The sequence below is a fragment of the Hymenobacter aerilatus genome (assembly GCF_022921095.1).
Taxonomy (GTDB): Bacteria; Bacteroidota; Bacteroidia; order Cytophagales; family Hymenobacteraceae; genus Hymenobacter; species Hymenobacter aerilatus.
Window position 1 is genome coordinate 3775685 of sequence record NZ_CP095053.1, and the last position, 24232, is coordinate 3799916.

A 24232-nucleotide genomic window follows, 5' to 3' on the forward strand; every position below is an offset into this window, starting at 1 on the left:
ATCATTATTTATTCGCACGTATCCATTCTACCGACCTTCGTTTTGCGATAGGCGGCTGCAAGCCGGCCCTACAGTGAAACGACCTGGCCTTCATTTAAATTCTGATACCCCGCCGATACTACTTGGTCGTTGGGTTTCAGGCCGGTGGTCACTTCTACTTTGCCGTTGTACGTAGCGCCGGTTTCGATAATGCGCTTGGCAGCTATTTTCTGCTGGCCTTTGTTTTCTACCACGTACACGTAGCTATTCTGCTCATCACGCTGCACCAGGTCTACGGGTAGTACAGTGGCGTTCTGGCGGTTGTAGTTCTGAATGCGCACGGTAGCCACCATGTTGGGACGCAGCTTCACGGCAGCCGAGCCATTCAGGCGCAGCTCAATGGTGAAGGTGCGGCTGGTGGGGTTGATGATGCTGCTCACCGTGCGTACCGTGGCGGCAATATTCTCCTCGCCCATGTCGGGAATGCTCACTAGGGCCTTGTCGCCGGGCTTGATGCTATTGGAATAGGCTTCCGATATATCGGCCACAATCTTGCCGCTGGAACCGCTTACCAGGCGTACTACCGGGGTGCCAGGCCCCGACGACTCCCCTACCTTGGCCGGCACATCATCGACGGTGCCCGCAAAGGGCGCGCGCACGTTGTACTGGTCGCGCTGGCGCTGCTGGGTAGAGAGGTTATTTTTCAGCGCGTCGTAGTTGCTTTTGGCCTGCAGGTATTGAATTTCAGTCCCAATTTCCTGGTCCCAGAGGCGCTTTTGCTTTTCGTAGAGCACACGGGCCAGCTCCAAGCGGGTGCGCAGCTCGGCAATTCCGGCTTCCAACACGGCCGCATCCAGGGTAGCCAGCACCTGGCCTTTGCTTACCCGGTCGCCGCGCTGCACGCGGATGTTGGTGATGGTGCCCGGTGCCCGCGGCGACACGTTGGCATTCTCGTCAAAATCAGCCCTACCCTGCACTTCCAGGTAGCTGGCAAAGCTCTCGGGCTGCACATTCAGTACCGATACCGGCACGGCCTGGGCAGCAACATTGGCTTCCTTGGTGCCGGCTTTGGCTTCCAGGTCGGCAATCTTGGCTTGGGTAGCGGCTTGTTCTTTTTTGAGTTCCGCCAACTGGGCGGCCGGATCTTTATCGCCCTGACCGCAAGAAGCGGTAAGCAAGCTGATAGCTAATAGCTGGTAGCTGATAGCTTTGAAAGAGGAACGTTTCATATGAACTGAGGAGAGTATCTGGGAGAAGAGCTAATAGCTAGTAGCCATCAGCTAACAGCTTTGGTATAACTTATTTCGTGTACAGCGTGCCGCTGGCTTTGTCGTAATCGACTTTGGCTACCAGCGCATCGTAGAGCGCCGAGTAATAGTTGGTTTGAGCTTGGCGCAGGTCGGTTTCGGCCGTAATCAGCTCCACGTTGGAGCCTACCCCCTCCTGAAACTTGACTTTGGCTACCCGTGCTACTTCCGTAGCCAGCTCCAGGTTGGCGCGCTGGTTGGTCAGCACATCCAGATCGTTTTGCAGCGTTGTCTGGCTCTGGGTGCGTTGCAGGTCGATGCTCTGCTGCAGGGTAGTAAAGCCGGTGTTGATTTGTTTCAGCGTCAGCTTGGCCGACTGTACCTGATACTTCTTACGAAAACCGTCGAATACCGGGATTTGCAGCTGCAAGCCCACGTTGCCAAAGGCAAACCAGTTCTGGTTGGGGAAGTTCGTAACGGGGTCTATTGAATTAGGACCACGCAGCTCTAGCAGCGTTGGCAGCGAGCGAGCGGACCCCAGGAAGCCGTATGCCCCTACCAAGTTGAGGGTAGGCAGGTAACCAGCTTTCTGATTGCGCACGTCCAGCGCAGCCAGGTCGCGCTGGGTTTCCAGCACCGAGTATTCGATGCGGTTTTGATAATTGAACTCAGCATTGGCCTGAGCCAGGCTCTGCTTGAGGCGCTCGGCATCCAGCACGGCGGTGCTTAGCGAGTCGGTGAGCTGCACGGGCTGACGCTGGTCGAGGCCCATCTGAAACTTCAGCAGCGCTACGCTCAACTCAATCAGGCGCTCAGCGTTTTGCTGCTCAATGCGCAGATTGTTGCGCTGCACTTGCAGGCGCTGCACATCCAGCTTTTCCGCAAAGCCGGCTTCAAACGTCTTCTGCGTTTGAAACAGCAACGTATCCAGGCGCGCTACGTTACGCGACAGTAGCTCCAGCCGCTGTCCGGCTACCAACGTGCTGTAGTAGGCTTTCGACACCTGCTCTACCACGTCGATTTCGCTCTGCTTGGTTTGCTTCACCGAGAGCTGCTGGTACACCTTAGCTGCTTTCAGCCCCAAAAGGTAGGAGCCATTGAACAACTGCTGCGAGGCCGAAGCTGAGGCATTGCCTTGGTATTGAAAACCCAGCGCCAGCGCAATAGGAGGCTGGGGTACTGGCTTATCATAGGCAGGTTGCAGCGTTACAGCTTGGCCGCCTTGCGCCGCAGTTATGTCACTGGGGGTGAGAGTAGCACCAGCTAATTCTCCTCGCCCCCCACCAATAGCACCGAAGTCAACCAAGGAGCGTTGTAGCTTGTAGTTGTCTGTCACGGAAGCTGCAACGTTTATCTGCGGCAGCCCCTGAGACTTCACCTGTCCTACCTGCGCGGCGGCCAGCTCCTGGTCTATGCGCGAGGACTGAAGCGTAGATTTGTTTTTAACAGCATAATCGATGGCCTGGGGCAGTGACAGGGCCATGGGCGCACTAGTAGCTACGGGCTGGCCAGTAGCCGGCGTTTGGGCGAGCATCTCATGCAGGCTCAGGAAACCCAGCACTGCAAGTAGCAGTAGTAGGCGGCAGATGTTTTTCATATAGGAAAAAAGCGAGAGGACAAGATGAAAAGGCTATTCGGCCTCTGTTACCTGGCGGTATTGGTTGATAAGTCGATGACCTTTCAGGGAGGAAATACCCAGTAGAAAATGCTCCAGGCATACCGTGTGCAGCTGAATCAGCTCAAACTGCCGGTGCGGAAAAATATCGGAGTTGAAACACAAGTCTATTTCAGCCAGGCGCAGGCGCCCCAGCACGTCTAGGTCCAGATCCGGGCGGTACACGCCTTCGGCCATGCCACGCTTCAGGTTGTCAATTACTTTCTGCAGCATAAAGGTTTTTTTATGCTCCTCGAATAGTGCCCAGGCCTGCGGATGATACTTCTGCAAATCATAGAAGATACTGGGGTGCAAGTCACTCAGAAACTGTCGGTGCCACTGCATCAGCTGAAACATTTCTTCCAGTGCATTAGCAGCATCACCGAAAGGCGCTTCGCAGGATGCCTCCTCTATCAAATGCTGCTGAATGGACGTGTGCACAATCTCATCCTTGTTGCTGAACCACTTATACAAGGTCTTTTTCGACATGGCCAAGTGGTTGGCAATGTCATCCATCGACACGCTTCGGATACCGTTGCGCATAAACAAGTCCCTAGCAGCGTGCAATATTCTGTCTTTCGTCTCCGTACTCACGCCACAAAGATACAAGGGAAACTTTAATTGATTCCAAAGTTTCCATTCATTTTTTCAGATACTTTTTCACCGCCTGTGCAGACGCGCAGCCTTATAGAATACTTTAGCCTCCTCGCACTTTTTTTCTGTCCGGCGCTGACGTCGTCAGAGTCTGGCATGGGCCGTATCTTGGGCCTTCATTTTCCATTCCCTGCATTTCCTATGAAAATCCGAACTGGCTTCGGCTACGACGTTCATCAGCTCCGCGAGGGCCTACCCTTCTGGCTCGGCGGCATTCAGGTGCCGCACACGCACGGCGCGCTGGGCCACTCCGACGCCGACGTGCTCATTCACGTCATCTGCGATGCGCTACTGGGCGCGGCCAACCTGCGCGACATTGGCTTTCACTTCCCCGACACCGACCCGCAGTACAAAGGCATCGACAGCAAGCGGCTGCTGGCTGAGGTAGTGCGCCTGTTACGCGAGAAAAACTACCAGATCAGCAATATTGATTCTACCATCTGCCTAGAAGCGCCCAAGGTGAACCCGCACATCCCGGAGATGCAGCGCGTGCTGGCCGAGGTACTGGGCATCAGCGCAGACGATATCAGCATTAAGGCCACCACCACCGAAAAGCTGGGCTTTGTGGGCCGCCGCGAAGGCGTGGCTGCTTACGCTTCGGTGCTAATTGTACAGGCATAAGCTTAGCTACAGGAACGCCTGAACACCATTTTGACTCTACCCACCTAGCTTCAACACCCTTTAGAATGAACAAACCCTCTCTCCTAACCCTGCTGTTGGCAGCGTGCTGCACTACAGCCAGCCTGGCGCAGCAGCCCAAGAAAGTTAAAGTAAAGCACAAACGCGGCGCCCAAACGGAGGCGCCTACCACCCCGCCGCAGCAGTCAGCACCACAGGCAGTGCTACCCACCGGCTCTGACCTGGCCGCTACCTACGCCCAGACCATTACACAGGAAGACCTGCGCAAGCACCTGAGCATTCTTGCCTCGGATGAATACGAAGGCCGCGAAACCGGCGAGAAGGGCCAGAAAATGGCCGCCGAATACATTGCCAACCGCTTCAAGGAATTAGGTCTGAAAGGTCCAGTGCAGGGCTCCGACAATCCCTACCTTCAGCATTTTACGATGGAGCGCAGCATGTGGGCCGACGGTGCTACCCTGAAAGTAGCCGGCCAGACCTACCAGTGGCTCCAGGATTTCTACGGCATGGGGGCATCGCCCTTCCAGCAGGAAACCATGGTGCAGCCGGTATTTGTGGGCTACGGCATCGAGCAGGACGGCTACTCCGACTACACAGGTCTCGACGTGAAAGGCAAGGACCTAATTATTCTGATTGGGGAGCCAACCAACGCTCAGAACCAGCCACTGTTAGGCAAAGATGGCAACCCCAGCAAATGGGGTACCGACTACCGGGCCAAGGCGGCCCTAGCCATCCAGAAAGGTGCGCGTAGCGTGTTTTTTGTGGATTTCAATCCCAACAGCAACTTTCAGAAACTAGCTAGCCGCATGTCGGGCCGCATCAGCCAGCCCAGTATTGCGTTCAAGGAAGCCCAGAAAACGCCGCGTACCACCATGTTCTTTGTGTCGCCGCAGGTGGGGTACAAGATGCTGGGCACTACGGCTGCGGCTGTTACCAAGTATCAGCAGAGCGTAACCAAGGCCGGCAAGCCGGTGGTAGCACCGTTTAAACCCGCTAAATTCGCGATTAAGGCCCCCCGCAAAACAGAGGACTTCACCACCGAAAACGTGCTGGGCTACCTCGAAGGCACCGATAAAAAGGACGAACTAGTGGTGCTTTCGGCGCACTACGACCACATCGGCATCATCGACGGCCAGGTGCATAACGGCGCCGACGACGACGGCTCAGGCACGGTATCGGTACTGGAAATGGCTGAGGCTTTCACGAAAGCTAAAGCTGATGGGCACGGCCCGCGTCGCAGCATTCTGTTCCTGACCGTAACGGGCGAAGAAAAAGGCCTGTTAGGCTCGGAATACTACACCGACCACCCCGTGTTCCCGCTGGAAAGCACGGTGGCTGACTTGAACACTGATATGGTAGGCCGCACCGATAAGGAACACGAAGGCCAGCCTACATACGTGTACGTGATTGGCTCAGACAAACTGTCGTCGGAGCTGCACACCATTTTGCAGGAAGAAAACCAGAAGCACGACAACATCAACCTAGACTTCCGCTTCAACGACCCCAACGACCCCAACCGCTTCTACTACCGCTCTGACCACTATAACTTCGCTAAGCACAAGGTTCCGGTGGCGTTTTTCTTCAACGGCGTGCACGACGACTACCACGGTGCTGGCGATGAGGTAGATAAAATTGAATTTCAGAAAATGGAGCCCCGCGCCCGCCTGGTGTTCTACACCGCCTGGAATCTGGTCAATCGGGACAAGCGGATTGTAGTAGACTCTAACAAGCCGTAGGTTTCATTCGTTGGATACCCGTCCTCCTGTGCCTAAGAAGGACCTTCTCACGCTGAACGATACTCGTAGCACGACTCGTTCTGGCGTGAGGAGGTCCTTCTTAAGCACAAGAGGACAGACGTTTTTCCCTTTGCTTTTCCGCATATGAAGTTCAATCAATTCCTGACCGATTCGGAGTCGAAGGCCTTTGACCTGGAGCACCGCCGTAAGATTCGCTTCAACATTGGCAAGTACAACGCCGCCGTGCAAACCGGCTTGGGGTTCTACAACGACCATGAACTGGCGCGGGAACGAGCATCCTACCTCAAGGCCAAGGTGATGAACCACCTCGACGAGTACTTGCTGGAGTTCGAGCGCAACTTCACGGCGCGAGGCGGCAAGGTGATTTGGGCGCAGGATGCCGCCGACGCGCTCCGGGAAATAGGTAAGATTATGGCGCGGCGCAAAGCCCGCACGGTGGTGAAAGCCAAAAGCATGACCACGGAGGAAATCCATTTGAACGATTTCCTCGGCAAAAACGGCATCGACTCGCTGGAAACCGATTTGGGTGAGTACATCGTGCAGCTGAACGGTGAGCGTCCCTACCACATCGTGACGCCGGCCATGCACCTAAGCAAAAAGGACATTGCCGATATTTTCGTGAAGCACCTGGGCATTGCCCCCACCGACGACGCTCAGCAACTGGTACTCACGGCCCGCCACCTGCTGCGCGACAAATACACCACGGCTGAGGTAGGCGTGACGGGTGGCAACTTCCTGATTGCGGATACCGGCGCTATTGCAGTCACCGAAAACGAAGGCAACGCCCGCCTCTCGGCCACGTTTCCGCGCACCCACATTGCCATTGTGGGCATCGAGAAGATGATTCCAAAGTTGCAGGACCTGGACTTGTTCTGGCCTTTGCTTAGTACCAGTGGCACCGGTCAACAGGTGACAGTGTACAACACCATTTACACCGGACCGCGCCAGCCCCTGGAAAAAGACGGCCCCGAGGAAATGTACGTGGTGCTGCTCGACAATGGCCGCACCAACCTACTGGCCCAGCCCGATAAGCGCGAGGCCCTGCACTGCATCCGCTGCGGCGCCTGCCTGAATGTGTGCCCTGTATATAAAAATATTGGCGGCCACACCTACGAGGCTACCTATTCTGGTCCCATCGGCTCGGTAATTACGCCCCACCTGAGTGGCCTAGCCGAGAACAAGCACCTGAGCTATGCGTCGTCGTTGTGCGGGGCCTGCACGTCGGTGTGCCCGGTGAAAATCAACATCCACAATCTGCTGCTCAAAAACCGCCAGCAAAGCGTGCAGCAGGGTCTGGCCGACTCGGAAGAACAGCGCGCCATTTACTTCTGGAAGCTGACGATGCTCAACCGTCGCCTGCTCAATTTGCTACCTGCCCGCGCCAAGAACTGGGCCCTGTTCCGGATGCTGACACTAGTAGGCTGGAATAAGCGCCGCGAGGCGCTGGAAGTAGCGCCCAAGTCCTTCAATAAGCTCTGGAAGGAGCGGCGGTAGTATTTCGCTACTTCAAACGGGTGGTAACTATCGTCGACAGCCCCTTTTGATCCGCAATTAAGTGGCGGATCAGAGGGGCCTGTTGCTTTTATATAAAAGCATTTCAGCATCTGGGTGCAGTCTAATTATCTAGCACCTCGGATAAAAAAATGGGTGAGTGTCGGCGCGACAATAACCCAAATTGATATGCTAAGCTCGAATCTGCTCTGTCATAGCTGGAGAATTAAAAGATTATACTATTCCCTTTTTATATAATAAAATTTATAATATAATACTAATTATTATTTTAATATTTATATTTATGCTGTACATTTCCTACAGCTTATAAAAGGCATATAGCATATGGATAATCATACGTTTTTGTCCGAGCACAACAACGACCGCATTCCTTCGCATCCCCCCCGCATAGCACCCGTAAGCAGTGAGGTGAAGCGTTTCCAATGGTCGGTTATGATTCCTGTGTACAATTGTATCGACTACTTACCTCATACAATTAACAGCGTGCTTGCCCAGGACATGGGACAAGATGCTATGCAAATCGAGGTAATTGACGATTGTAGCAGTGATGGGAACGTAGAGGAGTTGGTATATCAATTATCGAAAGGCAGAATTAAGTACTATCGACATAGTAAAAACGTTGGAAGCTTACGAAACTTCGAAACGTGTATTACTAGAGCGCAAGGTAATTGGGTACATATTTTACACGGGGATGATGTAATTAAGCCCAATTTCTATCAGGAAATACATTCTTTGTTTACTCTTTTTCCCGAAGCAGGTGCAGCCTTTACCAATAGCCACTTTATAGATGAGAAAGGAGAGGTATTGTGTGATAAAGTTCCTCTGTCTAAAGAGCCACGCATTTTAACCGATTTTCTATTTGACAATGCTAAATATCAACATCTCGATCCTCCTTGCATTGTAGTAAAGAGGAAAGTATATGAGCAGATAGGAAGCTTCTACGCCGTACAATATGGTGAAGATTGGGAAATGTGGACGAGAATTGCCGCAAACTTTCCAGTAGCGTATTCGCCAAAATGCTTGGCCGCCTACCGTGCGTTACAAAACGAGAACATCACATCAAAAGCATTTGCGTCTTGTAGAAATATTACAGACACAATTAAAGTAATTGATATTATACAATCTTATTTGCCTGATGACAAGAAGCATGAGTGCAAGCAAGTAGCGCTGGATCGAGCTTCAATTTATATCGCCCATATGGCTAATAGTATATATTTAAATGATAAGCATACTGCTTTTCTCCAATTAAAAGGCGCATTAGGAATAAGCAGAAACTCAAAAACTATATATTTGGCAGCTAAATTATATTTTAAACATATTATTAATTATAGATTCATAAATAAACATATAATTAACAAGAAGAAAGTAGCGCACAAGCTTAGAATATTAAAACATACCTTCTTCAATAAAGCTACATCACTTTAGCAGGAAACAGTACACTATCATCACGTAATATGGTGGTTTAGATCAAGGTGATATCAAACCTAACTCTATTTGAAAAGGCATCTTTTCAATAGTAAAATGAGGTGCTTTCACTTTGAGTAAGAAGACACTATCACTTCGCTTTGAACCACCAATTTATACCATAACTCGTCATGCTATATGTAGCTAGGCCGGTCAACTCATGCAGCGCTTGGGACTGCTGCATGAGTTGACCGATCCTAGTATGCATCAAATAATGATGACCACTACCTCCCCCACCAAACCGCCCAAGTAGTAGGTAGTTGCGCCTGAGGCACCTACCACCTATCTTGTTTTAGTAGCCACCCACGGCCATAGCTAACGAGGCTTTCGCTCAACGAAAGCGCAGTCAATGGCCCTACTGCTCTTTTTAGTTGTAAAGCTGGTGTTGTTCTCGCAGCGTAGCAAGCCCATGTTTATACGTTTGATTGGCTACTGGTAGTAGTTTTTGAGCCTATCCTGTGCTCCTACGTGCTCGGTATTTAGCACGAAATCCACCATTCATTAGCTTTCATCGTGCCTTGTAGTTGCGTCGTCTTAGATGCAGGCTCATCCTTAGCACTCCAAGCAAACACCGGTGGAGCGTAAAAAGAAGTTTACGCAGATCAAAAGCTAGTGAGCCAGCAGCGGTTTAGAATATAATAATAGACATAGCACTTGCCGATTTATTGGAGGTTTGACACTTTTAGTGGTAATTACCCAGTTGCTTTGCAAGCGGTTATCAGCAAACCTGAGTTCTTTTACTTTACCCGGCCCTAGCTATATAATAACGCCAGTACGATTATCAAAAACAAATATGTCCACAAAAACCAATACTAAGTGGGATTGGGAAATCAGCGGTAAGAGTAGCTGGTGGGGAAACAGTTTCAAGGAGTTGTGGCTGTATCGGCACTTGGCCATAGGATTTGTACGCCGGGATTTCTTGCTGATTTATCAGCAAACCGTGTTGGGGCCACTGTGGGTACTGCTGCAGCCTATTCTTACCCTGTTCACGTATGTGCTGGTTTTTGGTAAGGTAGTCGGTATTTCTACGGGCGGGCTGCCACCAGTGCTCTTCTACTTAGCAGGTATTGTGCTCTGGAATTTATTTAATGACACCTTTTTGGGAATCGCCTCCACATTCCGGGAGAATGCCCAATTGTTCAGCAAAGTGTATTTTCCGCGGCTGATTGTACCCTTTGCACGTCTGAGTGGGTACCTATTGCATTTTAGTATTCAGTTTGGGCTACTTCTATTGGTATTGCTTTATTATTTAATTTTTCAATCTATTACCCTACCCCCTGTAAGCGACTTAGTACTGGTACCGGTTTGCATTGTCCTGACCGGGCTCTTAAGTCTTGGACTTGGCCTGCTGTTTTCTATCATAACTGCCAAGTATCGGGACATCAGCTATATCATTAGCATGGTTATTCGTTTATTCATGTTCCTGACTCCTGTTATTTATCCAGTAAGTTACGTCTCCGAAAAATGGCGCTGGTTGGTCGAATTAAATCCATTGACTCCCCTTTTTGAGTTATTTCGTTTGGCTTTACTCGGAGAGGGATTGATTACAATTACACAGTTTGTGTACAGCAGCATTTTTACGCTTGCAGTGCTTTTTATTTCTCTACTTATTTTCAATAAACAAAGCGATAAGCTTATCGACATTATTTAAGAGGCATGACTGAAACTGTTATACAGGTTGAGAATTTATCGAAATTGTACCGACTTGGCGCAATCGGTACAGGCTATTTTCTACAGGACATCCAGCGCTGGTGGACGACTAACATACGCAAGAAGCACGACCCGTTTTTTGGTATCGATGCCAACAACCCTACTTCCAGCCGCAATGGTCTATGGGCGCTGCACGATGTTTCGTTTGAGGTGAAGCGAGGCGAAGTGCTCGGTATAGTGGGGCGCAACGGGGCCGGCAAATCCACGCTGCTCAAGATTATTTCGCGCATCATTCGACCCACGCAGGGTGTTATTCGGGGTAAGGGGAGGGTGAGCAGCCTGCTGGAGGTAGGCACGGGCTTCAACCTGGAGCTGACGGGGCGGGAGAATATTTTCCTCAGTGGCTACATACTGGGCATGACGAAGGCAGAAATCCGCTCTAAGTTTGATGAGATAGTGGCCTTTGCTAACCTGGAACAGTTTCTGGATACACCCGTAAAACGCTATTCTTCAGGTATGTATGTGCGTCTGGCGTTTGCCGTGGCTGCCCACCTCGAACCCGATATTCTGATTCTGGATGAGGTGCTGGCCGTAGGCGACGCTGAGTTTCAGAAGAAGTGCCTGGGAAAAATGAATGAGGTGTCCCGCAACGAAGGCCGCACGATTCTCTTTGTGAGCCACAATCTGCAAGCCATTCTCAACATCTGCGACACGGGGCTGTGGTTGGAGAAAGGCAAAGTGAAGCAACTGGGGGCCATTTCCCAGGTAGCCAATAGCTACCTGACCGATGCCCAGCAGTTTAAATTCAGCCAGCAGTGGCAAACACCCAACGAGGGCCCTGGCAATGAGCTCATCCGCTTCAAGAAGGTAGAGCTGGTGCCCCAACTGCCACACCCGGATGCCCCGCTGGATATCCGCACTCCTCTTACCGTGAAGTTTCAGTTTTGGAACCTCAGCGGTGAGGCGCACCTCAGCACCAATCTGGTGCTGTTCTCCTACGGGGGCGAATGCATTTTCGACCTGGCCTCGCCCAATGTTCTGTGTCAGGAGGGCGTGGTGGAGGGCGAATGCACCATTCCTGGCAACTTCCTGAACGACGGCTCCTACTTCATCTCGCTCTACGTGGTGAAAGACACGGCTACCCCGCTCTACACCTATGAGGAGTGCTTGTCGTTCGATCTGGAAGACTACCGGGGCGATATTCGCTGGTATGGCAAGTGGTGGGGAGCCGTGCGGCCCATTTTCCCGTTCCGTCTGGCGCAGGCTGAACCTGTGCTCTATTAGGCTTACCCCTCTCTACCTACCGAAGCCATTCGCTATTGTATTATCCCTACCCTACCTGCTTGGTGAATGAGTTCCTACCTTCCGCCGTGTTGCCTGTGGTTTCGGTGATAATCCCGTGCTACAACCAGGCGCACTTTCTGGGCAAAGCCCTGGCCAGCGTGCAGCAGCAAAGCTACCCCGCCGTCGAGATTGTGCTCGTCGACGACGGCTCCACCGACGCCACCCGCGCCGTGGCCCTGGCCCACGCGCCGGCCCTGCGCTACGTCTACCAAGACAACCAGGGCCTGTCGGCGGCACGCAACACGGGCATACGCCACAGCACGGGCACGTACCTGGTCTTTCTCGATGCCGACGACTGGCTCTACCCCCAGGCCCTGGCCCTGAACGTGGCCTACCTGCAACAAAATCCCCACGCTGCCTTCGTCTCCGGTGCATTTATGTGCGTGTTCACAGGCGAAAACATCATCAGTTTAGTGAAGCGCACCATCGACGCCGACCACTACCTACATCTGCTGCGCGGCAACTACCTGGGTATGCCCGCCGTGGCGCTTTACCAACGATGGGTGTTCGATGATTTTCTGTACGACACGGAGCTGAATATTTGCAGCGACTACGATTTATGCTTGCGCGTGGCGCGGCATCATCCTGTATTGCACCACACACAGCCCGTAGCCGCGTATCGCCAGCACACCACCAATATGTCGGGCAATGTTGTTCCGATGCTGAACGCCGTGCTGCAAACGCTATATCAGCATAAATCCCAGCTACGCACGCCGGCAGAGAAGCGCGCTTATCGAGACGGCATTCGACAGTGGAAAAAATACTATGCTACTAATGTATATAACCGGTTGCGCGCCCGGCAACTGGCTCTATCGGTTCCTGTAGTGCAAACTTTGCTAAAGCATCATCCTGCCTCCCTATTAAAGTTTTTTATTGCTACCATCTACCGGCCCACGCTAGCACCCAGTCCACACAGCTAGTTTACCCGCTTTTTTCGCATACTTCGTCACTTTCCTGCCCTGCCTCTATGTATGCTGCCCCGGCCACCTTCGCCGCGTTGCCTGTGGTTTCGGTGATAATTCCGTGCTACAACCAGGCGCACTTTCTGGGCAAGGCCCTGGCCAGCGTGCAGCAGCAGAGCTACCCCGCCGTCGAGATTGTGCTCGTCGACGACGGCTCCACCGACGCCACCCGCGCCGTGGCCCTGGCCCACGCGCCGGCCCTGCGCTACGTCTACCAAGACAACCAGGGCCTGTCGGCGGCACGCAACACGGGCATACGCCACAGCACGGGCACGTACCTGGTCTTTCTCGATGCCGACGACTGGCTCTACCCCCAGGCCCTGGCCCTGAACGTGGCCTACCTGCAGCAGCATCCCCACGCTGCCTTCGTCTCCGGCGCGTTCACGCGCGTATTTGTCGACGAAAGCCGCCTGCAATACGAGGCCAAGCCCATTGAGGCCGACCACTACCTGCACCTGCTGCGCGGCAATTACATTGGCATGATTGCCTCGGTGTTGTACCAACGCTGGGTGTTTGAGGAAGTCCTGTATGACCCTACCCTCCGGAATTGTGAGGACTACGATATCTATCTGCGCGTGGCCCGCCGCCATCCTGTGCTGCACCATACGGCATTTATTGCGGCCTACCGCTTGCATACCACCAACATGTCGGGCAACATACCAGCCATGCTGGAAGGTATCTTGAAGGTGCGCACTGCGCAACAACCCCTACTTACCTCTGCCCAGGAAAAGGCCGCTTATGCCTATGGCAACAAGTTTCTTCGGAATTTTTATTGTCTGGAACTACTCATCAAGGCCAACATCAAGAAGCAACCTCTCGGCGCGGCAGAAATAACCATGCTTCGCCGGGGCAACAAACTATTCTACCTACGCTATTTAAAGCACCGTATGAAATCGACATTACGCCAAAAAGCCAGTAAATTCAAGAATAAGCTGTTGGGCAGAAAAATCACCCCTGCTATTGGCGATATACAGTTCGGCGATTTTGATACCCTTACTCCGTTCAGCAATTCGTTTGCCTATGATCGGGGAGGGCCGGTAGACCGCTACTACATCGAAAACTTCCTGCAAAAAGAGGCCACGCATATTACCGGGCGCGTGCTGGAAATTGGCGACAACGAGTACACCATGCGCTTCGGTAAAGGCCAGGTCACGCAAAGTGATATTCTGCACGTAGATGCTTCCAACCCATTGGCTACGTTTGTAGGCGACTTGTGCGATGCGCCGCAACTACCCGATGCGGCGTTTGACTGCATTATTCTGACGCAGACCTTGCAGCTTATTTACGACTGCCGCGCCGCCCTGGCTACGTGCGAGCGAATCCTGAAACCCAACGGCGTGCTCCTGCTAACGGTGCCGGGCATCACGCCCCTGGCCGATATTACCTGGAATGAGTTCTGGTACTGGTCTTTCACTAACAAAGCCGTCCGGCAACTGCTGCAAGACACGTTTCCGACGGCCGAAAAAGAAGTTACCTCGTTTGGTAACGTCATGTCGGCGGGGGCTTTCCTGTATGGGGTAGGGCTGCCGGAACTGCCTAAGGACAAGCTGGATTACCACGACCCCAGCTATCAGTTGATTACGGCGGCTAGGGTAGTGAAGCAGTAGGCACATGGCACCATGGCACCGCTACAATCCGTTCCGCTGGCTTCGTAAGCAAGCCGTCATTCTGATGTACCACCGGATAGCTACCCCTACCCTAGACCCGTGGCAACTCGCTGTATCACCTGCTGCTTTTGAGCAGCACCTGCGCGTGCTACGGGCTCACGCGCACGTAGTGCCCCTCGCGGAGCTAGTCGATAGAATCAACGGAAATAAGCTGGACAAAAACTACGTAGCCATTACGTTTGATGATGGCTACATCGACAATTACGAAACAGCACTACCCTTACTGGAGCACTACGCACTGCCTGCTACCTTTTTTATCACCCACAAAAATATCGACACGTTTGCTGAATTCTGGTGGGACGAGCTGGCTGGTCTTCTTCTAGAAAGCCCTACCCTACCAAACAAGATTACGTTGCCTGGTGCAGAAACTACTTTTCACTTCGATCTAGGAAACGATACTTTGCTCACGGCGGAAAAACGTGCGCAGTACCGCACGTACCTTGCCTGTGCGCCAGTTGATGCGCGCACGCAGCTTTATTTGAAGCTGTGGGAATACCTTAGTCCACTGCCCGACGCGCAGCAACAGGCTACTTTGGCTGCCATCAGGCAATGGGCGGGGGTAGGGCCGTTGCGTAGAGCAGCCTATCGAAGCGTAACGGCACGTGAACTGCAGCATCTCAGCGTCAATCCGCTGGTCACGATTGGAGCGCACACGTCATCACACCCGGCCCTGACGTGTCACTCGGCGCAATACCAAGAGCACGAGATAAGCAGCAACAAGCAGTTTCTGGAGCAGCTACTGCAGCAACCGATACAGTTATTCGCCTACCCTTCGGGCAACTTCAACGCGACGACCACCGCACTTGTCCAGCAACTAGGCTTCTCGGCAGCTTTTACTACGCGAGCCGAAAGCATCACCCCGCAGACAGCCTTGGGCACGTTGGGGCGCTTTCAGGTGAATGAGCAGACCGGTGAGGAATTTCGCCAGGCACTGGTGCATTGGTTCGACTCCTGAGCAGGGTAGGAAAGCTGGCCTACCCTTCGTCTTCGTCCGGCAAAATCTGCACGTCTTGCACCAGCACCATACGCTCTATTTCGCGGCCGCGGGTGGTGTTGGCCAGCCCGCCCAGGGCCGTTTCTTTGTAGCGAGTTTCCATGCTTTGCCCTACCTCGCCCAGCGCCGCTACGCACTGATCCACGGGAATAACGGGGTCAACGCCCGCAATGGCAATCTGGGCCGAGCTGAAGGCAATGGCCGCCGCCGACGCGTTGCGCACCACGCAGGGCACTTCTACCAAGCCCGCCACTGGGTCGCACACCAAACCCAGCATGCATTGAATGGTGATGGCCACTGCCGCAAATACCTCGGTCACCGAGCCGCCCAGGCAGTATACAATGGCGCCGGAGCCCATAGCCGCTGCGCTACCCGTCTCAGCCTGACAGCCGCCAACGGCTCCGGCCAACGAGGCATTTTGCTCGATAATGAGGGCTATGCCCGCTGCCACTAGCAGCCCTTCCAGAATCTTTCGGTCGTCTAATTGATGCTGCTCTTGCAGGGTAACCAGCACGCCCGGCAAGATACCTGAGGCGCCGGCCGTGGGCGCCGCCACCACTCTACCCATGCACGAGTTTACTTCCTTGGCACCCAGCGCTCTAGTCACCAGCTGCTTGAACTCGGGCGAGAGTACCGTAACGGGCGAGGCGGCAATCTTACGGGCACCGTTGTTGACCATGCCCGAGCGCGACACCATGTTCTGTGTCAGGCCGGTCTGCACGGCGTCGCGCATCACATCGTAGGCCCGTTGCAGGCCGGGCCAAATGTCGGCTTCGGCGCGGCTTTTTTGCTCTACTTCATAGGCCAGTACGGGTTGGTAGAGAGGCTCGCCAGTTGCATCGCAGTGCGCCTGCCAGCTGGCAAAATCAGTGAATAGGAGCGACATATGTTGGAACTGACGGGTGGGGAATAGCTAAGATCTGAAACTAGGCAAGCAGCGGCATTTTTCCGGCCGTCGCATACAACCTGCCCTACAAAATTCAGCAGAATTTTTCACCAAAAACAGAGAGCAGCCGGGTTTTGCGGCTGCTCTCTGGGTAGGGCAAGAAGTGCAGCAGTTAAGCGGCTGTTTCCTTGGCTTCTACCAGCTTAATGGCGGCTGAGTTGATGCACAGGCGCAGGCCGCTTGGGGCTGGGCCATCGGGGAAAACGTGACCCTGGTGCGCATCGCACACATTACACAGCACTTCCACGCGCACCATACCGTAGCTAGTGTCTTTCTTATACTTAATAGCGTTTTCTTCTACAGGCTGGGTGAAGCTGGGCCAGCCTGTACCCGACTCGAATTTAGTGCGCGAGTCGTAGAGCGGAGTGCCGCAGCACACGCAGGCATACAGGCCGGCTTCGTGAGCCTCGCAGTACTCGCCGGTGAAGGCGCGCTCGGTGCCGTGCTCGCGGGTTACGTGGTATTGCTCGGGCGTAAGTTGCTCGCGCCATTCGGCATTGGTTTTCTCCACGCGCCGGGGTGGGGTAGGGCTTCCGTGGTTAGCCAGCCGGATAACGTCGTTCCAGGTTTGCATATGGGTTGGTTTTGAAGTTCAGGACGGAATGTACAGGTGAAAACGCGGAAGGTAGGCGCGAAGTTTAGTTTCGGCCCGCCACGGTGCCTTTTTGTGCGTAAGACGCAGGATAGCCTTTTTGCCCTGCTTTCTTCCTCCTTCGCCTCATGAAAATTCTTAGCGCCGATCAAACCCACGCCGCCGACCAGGCTACCATCAAAACCGACCGTATTTCCTCCCTCGATCTGATGGAACGCGCCGCCACTGCGCTAGCCGACTGGCTGATGAATCGCCTTTCTCCCAGTGAAGCGGGCGAAGCACACGTGCTGTGTGGCCCCGGCAACAACGGCGGCGACGGGCTGGTGCTGGCGCGTCTGCTCCACCTGGCCGGCTACGCCGTGCGCGTATGGCTTCTGCCTGCTGACAAGCGCTCCGCCGACTGCCAGGCCAACCTCGACCGCCTCCCCGCTAATATACCACAAGCCGAAGTAGCCGAAGACGCCCTCCCTACCCTACCCGATGGCACCTTGGTGGTAGATGCTCTGTTTGGCACTGGCCTCAGCCGACCTTTGGAGGGCGTGGCCGCGGCGCTGGTCCGCCACCTCCACAAAGCCAAGGCACGGGTACTGGCGGTGGATATTCCCTCTGGCCTGTTCACCGACGCGCCTCAACCCGCCGACAGCGTAATTGTCCGCGCCTACCATACCGTTAGCTTCGAGCTGCCTAAGCTGGCCTTCCTCCTACCCCACAACGCCGAGTACGTGGGCCAGTGGCATCTGGTCCCCATTGGTCTCGATGCAAAGTTTCTTGCCAAGGCAAAGGTCGAGCACTACTTTGTAGATGCCGCTTTTGTGGCGGGCAAGCTACCGCGCCGCGCTATGTTTTCGCACAAGGGAATGTACGGTCACGCCCTACTACTGGCGGGTAGCAACGGTAAGATGGGGGCCTGCGTGCTAGCTACGCGCGCCTGCCTGCGCAGCGGGGTAGGGCTGCTCACGGTGCGCACACCTGGCATCGGCTACGATGTGCTGCAAACCACGGCGCCCGAAGCCATGGCATTAGTTGACCCTAATCAGGACCACCTCACCGAGCTGCCCGCACTGAAATCGTACGACGCCGTGGGCATGGGGCCAGGCATGGGGCAGGAAGATGCAACGCGGGTTGTGCTCGAACAATTGCTGCGCGAAGCTGGCGAGCAGCAACTGGCCTTGGTACTAGATGCCGATGCCCTCAACCTACTCGGCACCCACCGCGAGCTGCTCGATTTACTTCCCCCCGACACGGTGCTGACGCCTCATCCCAAGGAGTTTGAGCGCCTCACGGAACCCGCCCGCGACGACTACCACCGCTTGGAGCTGCTTCGCAACTTCTGCCAGAAATACCGCTGTTACTGTGTGCTGAAAGGCGCCTACACCTGCCTGGGTACACCAGATGGCCCCTTGTATTTTAATAGTACTGGCAGCCCCGGCATGGCCAGCGGCGGCTCCGGCGACGCTCTTACAGGCGTACTCACCGCCTTGCGCGCTCAAAGCAAGCACCTCAGCCCACTTGATGCTTGCCTACTAAGTATCTATGCCCACGGCCGTGCCGGCACCCTGGCCGCCGAGGCGCTGGGCGAAGCCAGCAGCCTTGCCCACGACCTCATCGAAAAGCTAGGTCTCGCTTTCCAAGAGCTAACCGCACCGGAGGAGTGGTGAAATAGTGGGTAGTGAGTAAAAGGAGCATCTGTCATCCTGAGCGGAGCGAAGGACCTTATATCAGTTGAACATGTATTGTAAAAACGACTTGTTCTTCCGTAATAAGGTCCTTCGCTCCGCTCAGGATGACAGATGCTCTTTTTACTTCATAACTATCAACACTACACAACTTCACCCTCTCACATCGCCCAGTACACCGCCAGGAAATACACAATCATAACACCGTCAGTGAGCAGAGCGAAGTAATAGTCCGGACGAGTTTCGTCGGCGTACCAGATGACGGCGGCGGCCAGAGCGGCGGGTAGCAGCAGCAGCAACCCTTGGTAGAGGGTGAGGTTGTGTGGCAGCAGCACGCACGATATCAGCAACGCCGCCAATGCCACCCACTTGGTAGCGCGCACGCCGAATACGCCCGGAAAGGTGTACGTACCCGTTAGGCGGTCTTTGGTGTAGTCGCGAATGTCGAATACAAAGGCTAGCGCAAGAATCAGGAAAAAGCGACGGGCGAAGAGTAGTTGCAATTCGGGGGTGCTCAGCGGCACACCCAGGTACAGCGCCGGCACCCATACCGTTACGGCGGCCCATACATAAGCAATCAGAAACACCTTCAGCAGGGGTAGGTCGCGAAGGGCACGCCAACGCCCCCGCACCCGCACCAAGGGTAGGGAATATAGAACCGAAATCAGCGCCAGATGGCTTAGAAAGCCGGTCAGATGCAACCAGCCATCGTACCAAAACAGGGCTCCTGCTCCGACCAATGCTACCAGGGCCAGCCCGAACAGCTCACGCCGGTGTTGTCTCATCCACAGCTTGCGCTCCGACAACACTAGCTTCTGACTGTATTTGTAGGGTAATACGCTGTCGAGATTATACAGGAAGAGGGTGGCCGCGAAAATCAGCCCTGCCAGCCGAGGCGGGATGTGCACCCGCCAAAACAAAAACGACGCCCACGTAAGCGCCACAGCAGCCAAGGCTAGCCACGTGCTGCTGTAGAGCAGCGCATTAGTAGCGCGCTTCAGCGCGGTAGGCCAGGTAGGCGCGTGGGTAGTGGGAGAATCGCGCATGCGGAGAAAACAAGGAGCCAACGGCAAGATACACCGTCTCGGTGTGAGCAAGGTAGGGCCGTTGCATATAACAAGAAACCCACCGGTGGACCGGTGGGTTTTGCAATTTCAGCGTAAGCAGCGAAAGCTAGGCGCTAGGCGAAGTTTCGGCTACAGCGCCTTCTTTGTTGAAAGTAGTATTGTACAGTTCAATGCTTTCCTCAATAATACGGTAAGCCTGCTCGCGGCCCATAAAGCGCTCTACGGTCACGTGTTTGTGCTCTAGGGCTTTGTAATCCTCAAAGAAACGCTGCATTTCCAGCAGCGTGTGGGGCGGCAGGTCTTCTAGTTCATTGAAGTGGTTTACAGAAATATCGTGGGCGGCTACGGCAATGATTTTGTCATCTTCCTCGTCACCGTCAATCATCTGCATCACGCCAATTACTTTGGCTTCTACTACGCACATAGGCACTAGGTCTACGGAGCACAGCACCAGAATATCCAGCGGATCTTTGTCGTCGCAGTACGTCTGCGGAATGAAACCGTAAGCGGCGGGGTAGTGTACAGCCGAGAACAGCACACGGTCCAGCTTTAGCAAGCCGCTGTCTTTGTCCAGCTCATACTTTGCCTTTGAGCCTTTCGGGATTTCGATGATGCCGTTTATTAGCTGCGGAGCATTTTCGCCACGCGATACGTCGTGCCAGGGGTTAAACTTAGCCATTGAGGGTAAAAAGTCTTGTTGTAAGAGGTTGTTCGGTAAAAAGTACGCAAGTAGTGACAGACGTTTTCACAAGCCTAGGGCTTGTGTGCGGGGCTAGCCTTCCCAAGATAGCTTTATACGGCACCAAAACGAAAACCGTCACTACTTTTCTGCAAGCAGCTACCAGCTGAGCACTTCCCGCAGCGGCTGACCAGTGCAGCCATCGGGCTCCTGAATGTGTAGAAAACGCGCAATGGTAGGCGCAATATCGGGTATTACGGCTGCGGCCGACGACTTGCCACGCCGCACGTGCCAGCCCCAGAACAGCAGCGGCACGTGCGTGTCGTAGGCTGAGGCCGAGCCGTGGGTAGTGCCTTTACTGGGTTTGGGGTAAGACGATGATTCCAGCCAGCCTGGCTCCAGCACCACCAGCACGTCGCCAGAGCGCTTCGGAAAATAGCCATTTTCCAGGTACATCAGCATGCCGCTTTCCCAGTGCGACTTCTGCACGTCGTCGGCCGTGATAGCGCGCGTAACGCCCGCAAACTGTAGCATGATGCTGGCTACCTCGTCCTGCATCAGGCGCAAGTCCAGCTTTTTCTGGGCAATAAGCGGCCGGTTGAGGTACACTTGCTGGTTTTCGTAGGTAAGTACCCAATTGCCGGCGCCGTGCCGGCGCACCAACTCGTGCTGTACCGAGTCGCGCATAAACTTGGGCCCTACCGAGCCGGCAGGCACTCGCTTATCAATTAGGTATTCGGGCGAGTGCGCCGCGCCGTGGTCGGCCGTCAGAAACACCAGGGTGTTGCCTTTGCCCAAGGTTTTGTCGAGGTAGGTTAGCAGGCGGGCAATATCCTGGTCCAGACGCAGGTAGGTATCCTCAGCCTCTATTGAGTTCGGCCCAAACTGGTGCCCCACATAATCGGTAGACGAAAAACTGACCGGCATGAAATCCGTAATGCCGCGCTGTCCTAGCTGTTCGGCACGCACGGCTTCCATCGCCAGCTCAGCTACCAGCGTGTTGCCAAAGGGGGTAGAGCGCACCACGTCTAAGTTTGTAACAGGCACTGGCTCCCCTGCATCACGCAATTTAGTGGCCACCGATGCATCGGGTAAGCCGCTCAGTTGGGGCAGGTTGTGCGGAAATACCGGCTTGGCTTCTCCCCTAAAAGCACCTTCCCACGGCATGTCGTCGGGTGTACTTTCGGTATACTGCTCAATGGGTAAGAGCGTCTGCCACGGTTTGCTCAGGTATTGTGCCGGCAGCTTGCGGTCGTTAAAGGCCTTTACCCACTCGGGTAGGCTATTCTGATAGAAGGTGCTTGAAATGAAGGAGCCGGTTTTACCATCGTACCAGTACGCCGCGTTGGCCGTGTGTCCGCCTGGTAGCACAGAGCCGCGGTCTTTGATGCACACGGCAATGGTTTTGTTGTGAAAGTTGGTAGCCAGCCGCAGCTCATCGGTAATAGTCGTCGTCAGCATGTGGCGCGGCGACTGTTGCCCCACGCCCCCCGTGCCGCCTACTGCCTCCACAGTTTTGTCTTCGGTCACGTAAGTGTTTTTGCCTGCTTCACGCTCGTACCAATCGTTGCCAATAATACCGTGCACGGAGGGCGTAGTACCGGTATAAATGCTGGCATGGCCCGGCCCGGTATAGGTAGGCACGTAGTTGTAGTGTGTGTTTTCGTAGCTGAAGCCTTCGCCCAGCAAGCGCCGGAATCCGTCTTTGCGGTACTTGTCCCAGTAGCGGTAGAGGTAGTCGTAGCGCATCTGGTCTACCACAATGCCCACTACCAGCTTCGGACGCTCTAATTTTTGAGAAGATTTCTTTTGGGCTGCGGCTGGTAGCGCCAACGCGGCTGCCAGCAGCAAAGACAGACTTTTTTTCAAATCACAAAGCACAATGCAGGTGCCACGGCACCACGGTTTATGCGGGTAAAGATAGACCCTGCGCCGCAAAATGTTGCTTTGCCCAGTCAAAAGTGGACTGTTTGCGTAAGTCAATCCACGTTATATTTTGATTACCTCCTTCCTACCCTACCGTATGGCTACTGCTTCCGACTACGCGCTCATCTTCGATATGGATGGCGTGCTGGTGAATAATACCGACATCCAAGCCCATGCTTTTCAAATGCTCTTCCGTGATCTGGGCTTGACTACTAACGCTCACCAACTACTCCTACGCCTGAACGGTATGCCCGCTGGCGCCATTCTGCAGTCGGTTTTCCGGCACGCTGTACCCGAGGAAGACATTGAGCGCTACACCAACCAACGCGAATTTCTTTATCGCACGCTGTATTGGGACGACCGCCAAGAAGTACCTGGCCTCACCCCATTTTTGCAAGCAGCCCGCGCTATGGGGTTTCGCATTGCGCTCGGCACAGGCTCCGGCAACGACACTATTGGCTACATCATCGACCACCTCGACCTGCGTCGTTATTTCGACGAGGTCATCACGAAAGACGATGTTGATCGAGGCAAACCTCACGGCGACACATATTCCGTGGCGGCTGAGAAGGTAGGCATACCTCCTGAGCGCTGTTTGGTGTTTGAAGATGCGATTATGGGAGAGCAAGCTGCCTACAAAGCTGGTATGCGCTGCCTTTGTCTCAGCACCAGCATCCCCGCCGACAAATTCCAGGCACCGATCCGAGTCATTCAGGACTTCACAGAAATTACGCCTGCTGATGTATTGAAGCTGCTGGATCAGAATACACCTGTGCCTACCCCCAGCAAGGAGCTAGCCAGCCGCCAGTACGCCCAAGATGCGTAAGCTGGCATTATGAATGTAGTGCAGAATGACAACCCTTTAGTATTTAGAAAGAAAAAAGGCCTGCTTCCATTCTGGAAACAGGCCTTTTTGTATTCATTGCAAAGTTGCTTACCCAGCGGCCAGCGCCTCGGCACCACCCACGATTTCGAGAATCTCGGTGGTAATGGCCGCCTGACGCGTCCGGTTGTAGGTTAGCTTCAACGACTTCAGCAGTTCGCCAGCATTATCGGTGGCTTTGTCCATGGCCGTCATGCGGGCACCGTGTTCCGAAGCGTTGCTTTCCAACACAGCTTTGTAGAGCTGAATCTTCAACGATTGCGGAATCAATGTCTGCACAATTTCTTCCTTCGATGGCTCGAAGATATAATCCACGTTGGAGGTAGCCACTTCCTCAGCAGCTTCGGCAGGCACCAACGGTAGCAATTGCTCCGTGCGGACAATCTGCGTGGCCACATTCCGGAACTCGTTGTACACCATCACTACCTGATCGAAGTCACCGTTACGGAAACCGTCCATGGCTTGCTCTGCCGCTACCCGCACCGTGTCGAACGACAGCTGCGTGAAGACGTGGCCGTAGCTGCCCAGCGTGGGTAGGCGACGGCCGAAGTAATCCTGCGCTTTCCGGCCAATGGCCATTACAGTTACGTTGCCAGCAGCGGCCTGCGCGGCGTACTGCTCCCGTAACAGTGCATTCACACCTTTGAAGATGTTGCTGTTGAACGCGCCAGCCAAACCACGGTCGGAGGTGACGGCAATAACCAATACACGGCGAACCTCACGTTGCTCTGCGTACTCGCTCACCATTTCGCCGCCGGTCAGGCCTGTCAGATTCGCCAGAATACCGTTGAGGCGCTGCGCATAAGGACGCATCCGCAAAATGTTATCCTGCGCCCGGCGCAGCTTAGCAGCCGCCACCATTTTCATGGCTTTGGTAATCTGCTGCGTACTCTGCACCGATACGATGCGGTTGCGGACTTCTTTTAAGCTAGCCATTTTG

At 54.2% G+C, this 24232-nt stretch carries 20 protein-coding genes; 11 read left to right on the forward strand and 9 right to left on the reverse strand.

The features are described from left to right. Nucleotides 1-68: 68 nt before the first annotated feature. The 3 genes from MUN82_RS15855 to MUN82_RS15865 all read right to left on the reverse strand — a co-directional run bounded on the left by MUN82_RS15855 (nucleotide 69) and on the right by MUN82_RS15865 (nucleotide 3474). On the reverse strand, nucleotides 69-1208 hold the full coding sequence (locus MUN82_RS15855) for an efflux RND transporter periplasmic adaptor subunit (protein ID WP_245092007.1): 1140 nt from the start codon (nucleotides 1206-1208) through the stop codon (nucleotides 69-71). A gap of 70 nt (nucleotides 1209-1278) precedes the next feature. Further along, nucleotides 1279-2823, reverse strand: coding sequence for a TolC family protein (locus tag MUN82_RS15860; RefSeq protein ID WP_245092009.1), 1545 nt, complete (start codon nucleotides 2821-2823; stop codon nucleotides 1279-1281). A 33-nt stretch (nucleotides 2824-2856) separates the two neighbouring features. Then, the gene (locus tag MUN82_RS15865; protein ID WP_262922823.1) at nucleotides 2857-3474 is read right to left on the reverse strand and encodes a TetR/AcrR family transcriptional regulator; all 618 of its coding nucleotides are present in this window, start codon (nucleotides 3472-3474) and stop codon (nucleotides 2857-2859) included. Nucleotides 3475-3675: 201 nt separating this feature from the next. On the opposite strand from MUN82_RS15865, the gene ispF reads away from it, so the two are divergent. From ispF to MUN82_RS15910, 9 genes are all read left to right on the forward strand, one after another. After that, complete coding sequence (ispF, locus tag MUN82_RS15870; protein WP_245092013.1) at nucleotides 3676-4155, forward strand: 2-C-methyl-D-erythritol 2,4-cyclodiphosphate synthase; 480 nt, start codon at nucleotides 3676-3678, stop codon at nucleotides 4153-4155. A 65-nt stretch (nucleotides 4156-4220) separates the two neighbouring features. Then, nucleotides 4221-5909, forward strand: coding sequence for a M28 family peptidase (locus MUN82_RS15875; RefSeq protein ID WP_245092014.1), 1689 nt, complete (start codon nucleotides 4221-4223; stop codon nucleotides 5907-5909). Nucleotides 5910-6053: 144 nt separating this feature from the next. After that, nucleotides 6054-7424, forward strand: a complete 1371-nt coding sequence (locus MUN82_RS15880; protein WP_245092016.1) for a LutB/LldF family L-lactate oxidation iron-sulfur protein — start codon at nucleotides 6054-6056, stop codon at nucleotides 7422-7424. A gap of 342 nt (nucleotides 7425-7766) precedes the next feature. Next, nucleotides 7767-8867, forward strand: a complete 1101-nt coding sequence (locus tag MUN82_RS15885; RefSeq protein ID WP_245092017.1) for a glycosyltransferase family 2 protein — start codon at nucleotides 7767-7769, stop codon at nucleotides 8865-8867. A gap of 832 nt (nucleotides 8868-9699) precedes the next feature. After that, nucleotides 9700-10557 carry an ABC transporter permease gene (locus MUN82_RS15890; protein WP_245092018.1) on the forward strand — a complete coding sequence of 286 codons (858 nt, stop codon included), beginning with the start codon at nucleotides 9700-9702 and terminating at the stop codon, nucleotides 10555-10557. A gap of 44 nt (nucleotides 10558-10601) precedes the next feature. Then, complete coding sequence (locus tag MUN82_RS15895) at nucleotides 10602-11840, forward strand: ABC transporter ATP-binding protein (protein ID WP_311136402.1); 1239 nt, start codon at nucleotides 10602-10604, stop codon at nucleotides 11838-11840. 35 nt (nucleotides 11841-11875) lie between these two features. Continuing rightward, nucleotides 11876-12820, forward strand: a complete 945-nt coding sequence (locus MUN82_RS15900) for a glycosyltransferase family 2 protein (protein WP_245092021.1) — start codon at nucleotides 11876-11878, stop codon at nucleotides 12818-12820. 47 nt (nucleotides 12821-12867) lie between these two features. After that, nucleotides 12868-14469, forward strand: coding sequence for a glycosyltransferase (locus MUN82_RS15905; protein ID WP_245092022.1), 1602 nt, complete (start codon nucleotides 12868-12870; stop codon nucleotides 14467-14469). A 4-nt stretch (nucleotides 14470-14473) separates the two neighbouring features. Next, nucleotides 14474-15484, forward strand: a complete 1011-nt coding sequence (locus MUN82_RS15910; RefSeq protein WP_245092024.1) for a polysaccharide deacetylase family protein — start codon at nucleotides 14474-14476, stop codon at nucleotides 15482-15484. A 19-nt stretch (nucleotides 15485-15503) separates the two neighbouring features. Here MUN82_RS15910 and sdaAA read toward each other — a convergent pair whose 3' ends face one another. Both sdaAA and msrB read right to left on the reverse strand, forming a co-directional pair. Further along, nucleotides 15504-16409 (reverse strand): L-serine ammonia-lyase, iron-sulfur-dependent, subunit alpha, encoded by a 906-nt coding sequence (sdaAA, locus tag MUN82_RS15915; RefSeq protein ID WP_245092026.1) that lies wholly within the window; start codon nucleotides 16407-16409, stop codon nucleotides 15504-15506. A 172-nt stretch (nucleotides 16410-16581) separates the two neighbouring features. Then, complete coding sequence (msrB, locus tag MUN82_RS15920) at nucleotides 16582-17043, reverse strand: peptide-methionine (R)-S-oxide reductase MsrB (protein ID WP_245092028.1); 462 nt, start codon at nucleotides 17041-17043, stop codon at nucleotides 16582-16584. Between the two features lie 146 nt (nucleotides 17044-17189). Between msrB and MUN82_RS15925 the strand changes: the two genes are divergently transcribed. Next, nucleotides 17190-18719, forward strand: a complete 1530-nt coding sequence (locus MUN82_RS15925) for an NAD(P)H-hydrate dehydratase (RefSeq protein ID WP_245092030.1) — start codon at nucleotides 17190-17192, stop codon at nucleotides 18717-18719. Between the two features lie 179 nt (nucleotides 18720-18898). On the opposite strand, the gene MUN82_RS15930 is transcribed toward MUN82_RS15925, so the two are convergent. From MUN82_RS15930 to pafA, 3 genes are all read right to left on the reverse strand, one after another. Further along, the gene (locus MUN82_RS15930; RefSeq protein WP_245092032.1) at nucleotides 18899-19783 is read right to left on the reverse strand and encodes a UbiA family prenyltransferase; all 885 of its coding nucleotides are present in this window, start codon (nucleotides 19781-19783) and stop codon (nucleotides 18899-18901) included. 127 nt (nucleotides 19784-19910) lie between these two features. Then, nucleotides 19911-20483: an inorganic diphosphatase gene (locus MUN82_RS15935; protein ID WP_245092034.1), complete on the reverse strand. Its 573-nt coding sequence runs from the start codon at nucleotides 20481-20483 to the stop codon at nucleotides 19911-19913. A 159-nt stretch (nucleotides 20484-20642) separates the two neighbouring features. After that, complete coding sequence (pafA, locus tag MUN82_RS15940; protein WP_245092036.1) at nucleotides 20643-22352, reverse strand: alkaline phosphatase PafA; 1710 nt, start codon at nucleotides 22350-22352, stop codon at nucleotides 20643-20645. Nucleotides 22353-22506: 154 nt separating this feature from the next. Between pafA and MUN82_RS15945 the strand changes: the two genes are divergently transcribed. Further along, nucleotides 22507-23235, forward strand: a complete 729-nt coding sequence (locus MUN82_RS15945; protein ID WP_245092038.1) for an HAD family hydrolase — start codon at nucleotides 22507-22509, stop codon at nucleotides 23233-23235. A 108-nt stretch (nucleotides 23236-23343) separates the two neighbouring features. Here MUN82_RS15945 and atpG read toward each other — a convergent pair whose 3' ends face one another. After that, nucleotides 23344-24228, reverse strand: coding sequence for an ATP synthase F1 subunit gamma (atpG, locus tag MUN82_RS15950; RefSeq protein WP_245092040.1), 885 nt, complete (start codon nucleotides 24226-24228; stop codon nucleotides 23344-23346). Nucleotides 24229-24232 lie beyond the last annotated feature (4 nt).

Excerpts from the sequence above, each read along its gene's own strand:
- MUN82_RS15860 (WP_245092009.1), bottom strand. The coding sequence starts at position 2,823 with ATGAAAAACATCTGCCGCCTACTACTGCTACTTGCAGTGCTGGGTTTC.
- MUN82_RS15880 (WP_245092016.1), top strand. The coding sequence starts at position 6,054 with ATGAAGTTCAATCAATTCCTGACCGATTCGGAGTCGAAGGCCTTTGAC.
- MUN82_RS15930 (WP_245092032.1), bottom strand. The coding sequence starts at position 19,783 with ATGCGCGATTCTCCCACTACCCACGCGCCTACCTGGCCTACCGCGCTG.
- MUN82_RS15885 (WP_245092017.1), top strand. The coding sequence starts at position 7,767 with ATGGATAATCATACGTTTTTGTCCGAGCACAACAACGACCGCATTCCT.
- ispF (WP_245092013.1), top strand. The coding sequence starts at position 3,676 with ATGAAAATCCGAACTGGCTTCGGCTACGACGTTCATCAGCTCCGCGAG.
- MUN82_RS15875 (WP_245092014.1), top strand. The coding sequence starts at position 4,221 with ATGAACAAACCCTCTCTCCTAACCCTGCTGTTGGCAGCGTGCTGCACT.
- sdaAA (WP_245092026.1), bottom strand. The coding sequence starts at position 16,409 with ATGTCGCTCCTATTCACTGATTTTGCCAGCTGGCAGGCGCACTGCGAT.
- MUN82_RS15925 (WP_245092030.1), top strand. The coding sequence starts at position 17,190 with ATGAAAATTCTTAGCGCCGATCAAACCCACGCCGCCGACCAGGCTACC.
- msrB (WP_245092028.1), bottom strand. The coding sequence starts at position 17,043 with ATGCAAACCTGGAACGACGTTATCCGGCTGGCTAACCACGGAAGCCCT.
- atpG (WP_245092040.1), bottom strand. The coding sequence starts at position 24,228 with ATGGCTAGCTTAAAAGAAGTCCGCAACCGCATCGTATCGGTGCAGAGT.
- MUN82_RS15890 (WP_245092018.1), top strand. The coding sequence starts at position 9,700 with ATGTCCACAAAAACCAATACTAAGTGGGATTGGGAAATCAGCGGTAAG.
- MUN82_RS15945 (WP_245092038.1), top strand. The coding sequence starts at position 22,507 with ATGGCTACTGCTTCCGACTACGCGCTCATCTTCGATATGGATGGCGTG.
- MUN82_RS15910 (WP_245092024.1), top strand. The coding sequence starts at position 14,474 with ATGGCACCATGGCACCGCTACAATCCGTTCCGCTGGCTTCGTAAGCAA.
- MUN82_RS15855 (WP_245092007.1), bottom strand. The coding sequence starts at position 1,208 with ATGAAACGTTCCTCTTTCAAAGCTATCAGCTACCAGCTATTAGCTATC.
- MUN82_RS15905 (WP_245092022.1), top strand. The coding sequence starts at position 12,868 with ATGTATGCTGCCCCGGCCACCTTCGCCGCGTTGCCTGTGGTTTCGGTG.
- MUN82_RS15935 (WP_245092034.1), bottom strand. The coding sequence starts at position 20,483 with ATGGCTAAGTTTAACCCCTGGCACGACGTATCGCGTGGCGAAAATGCT.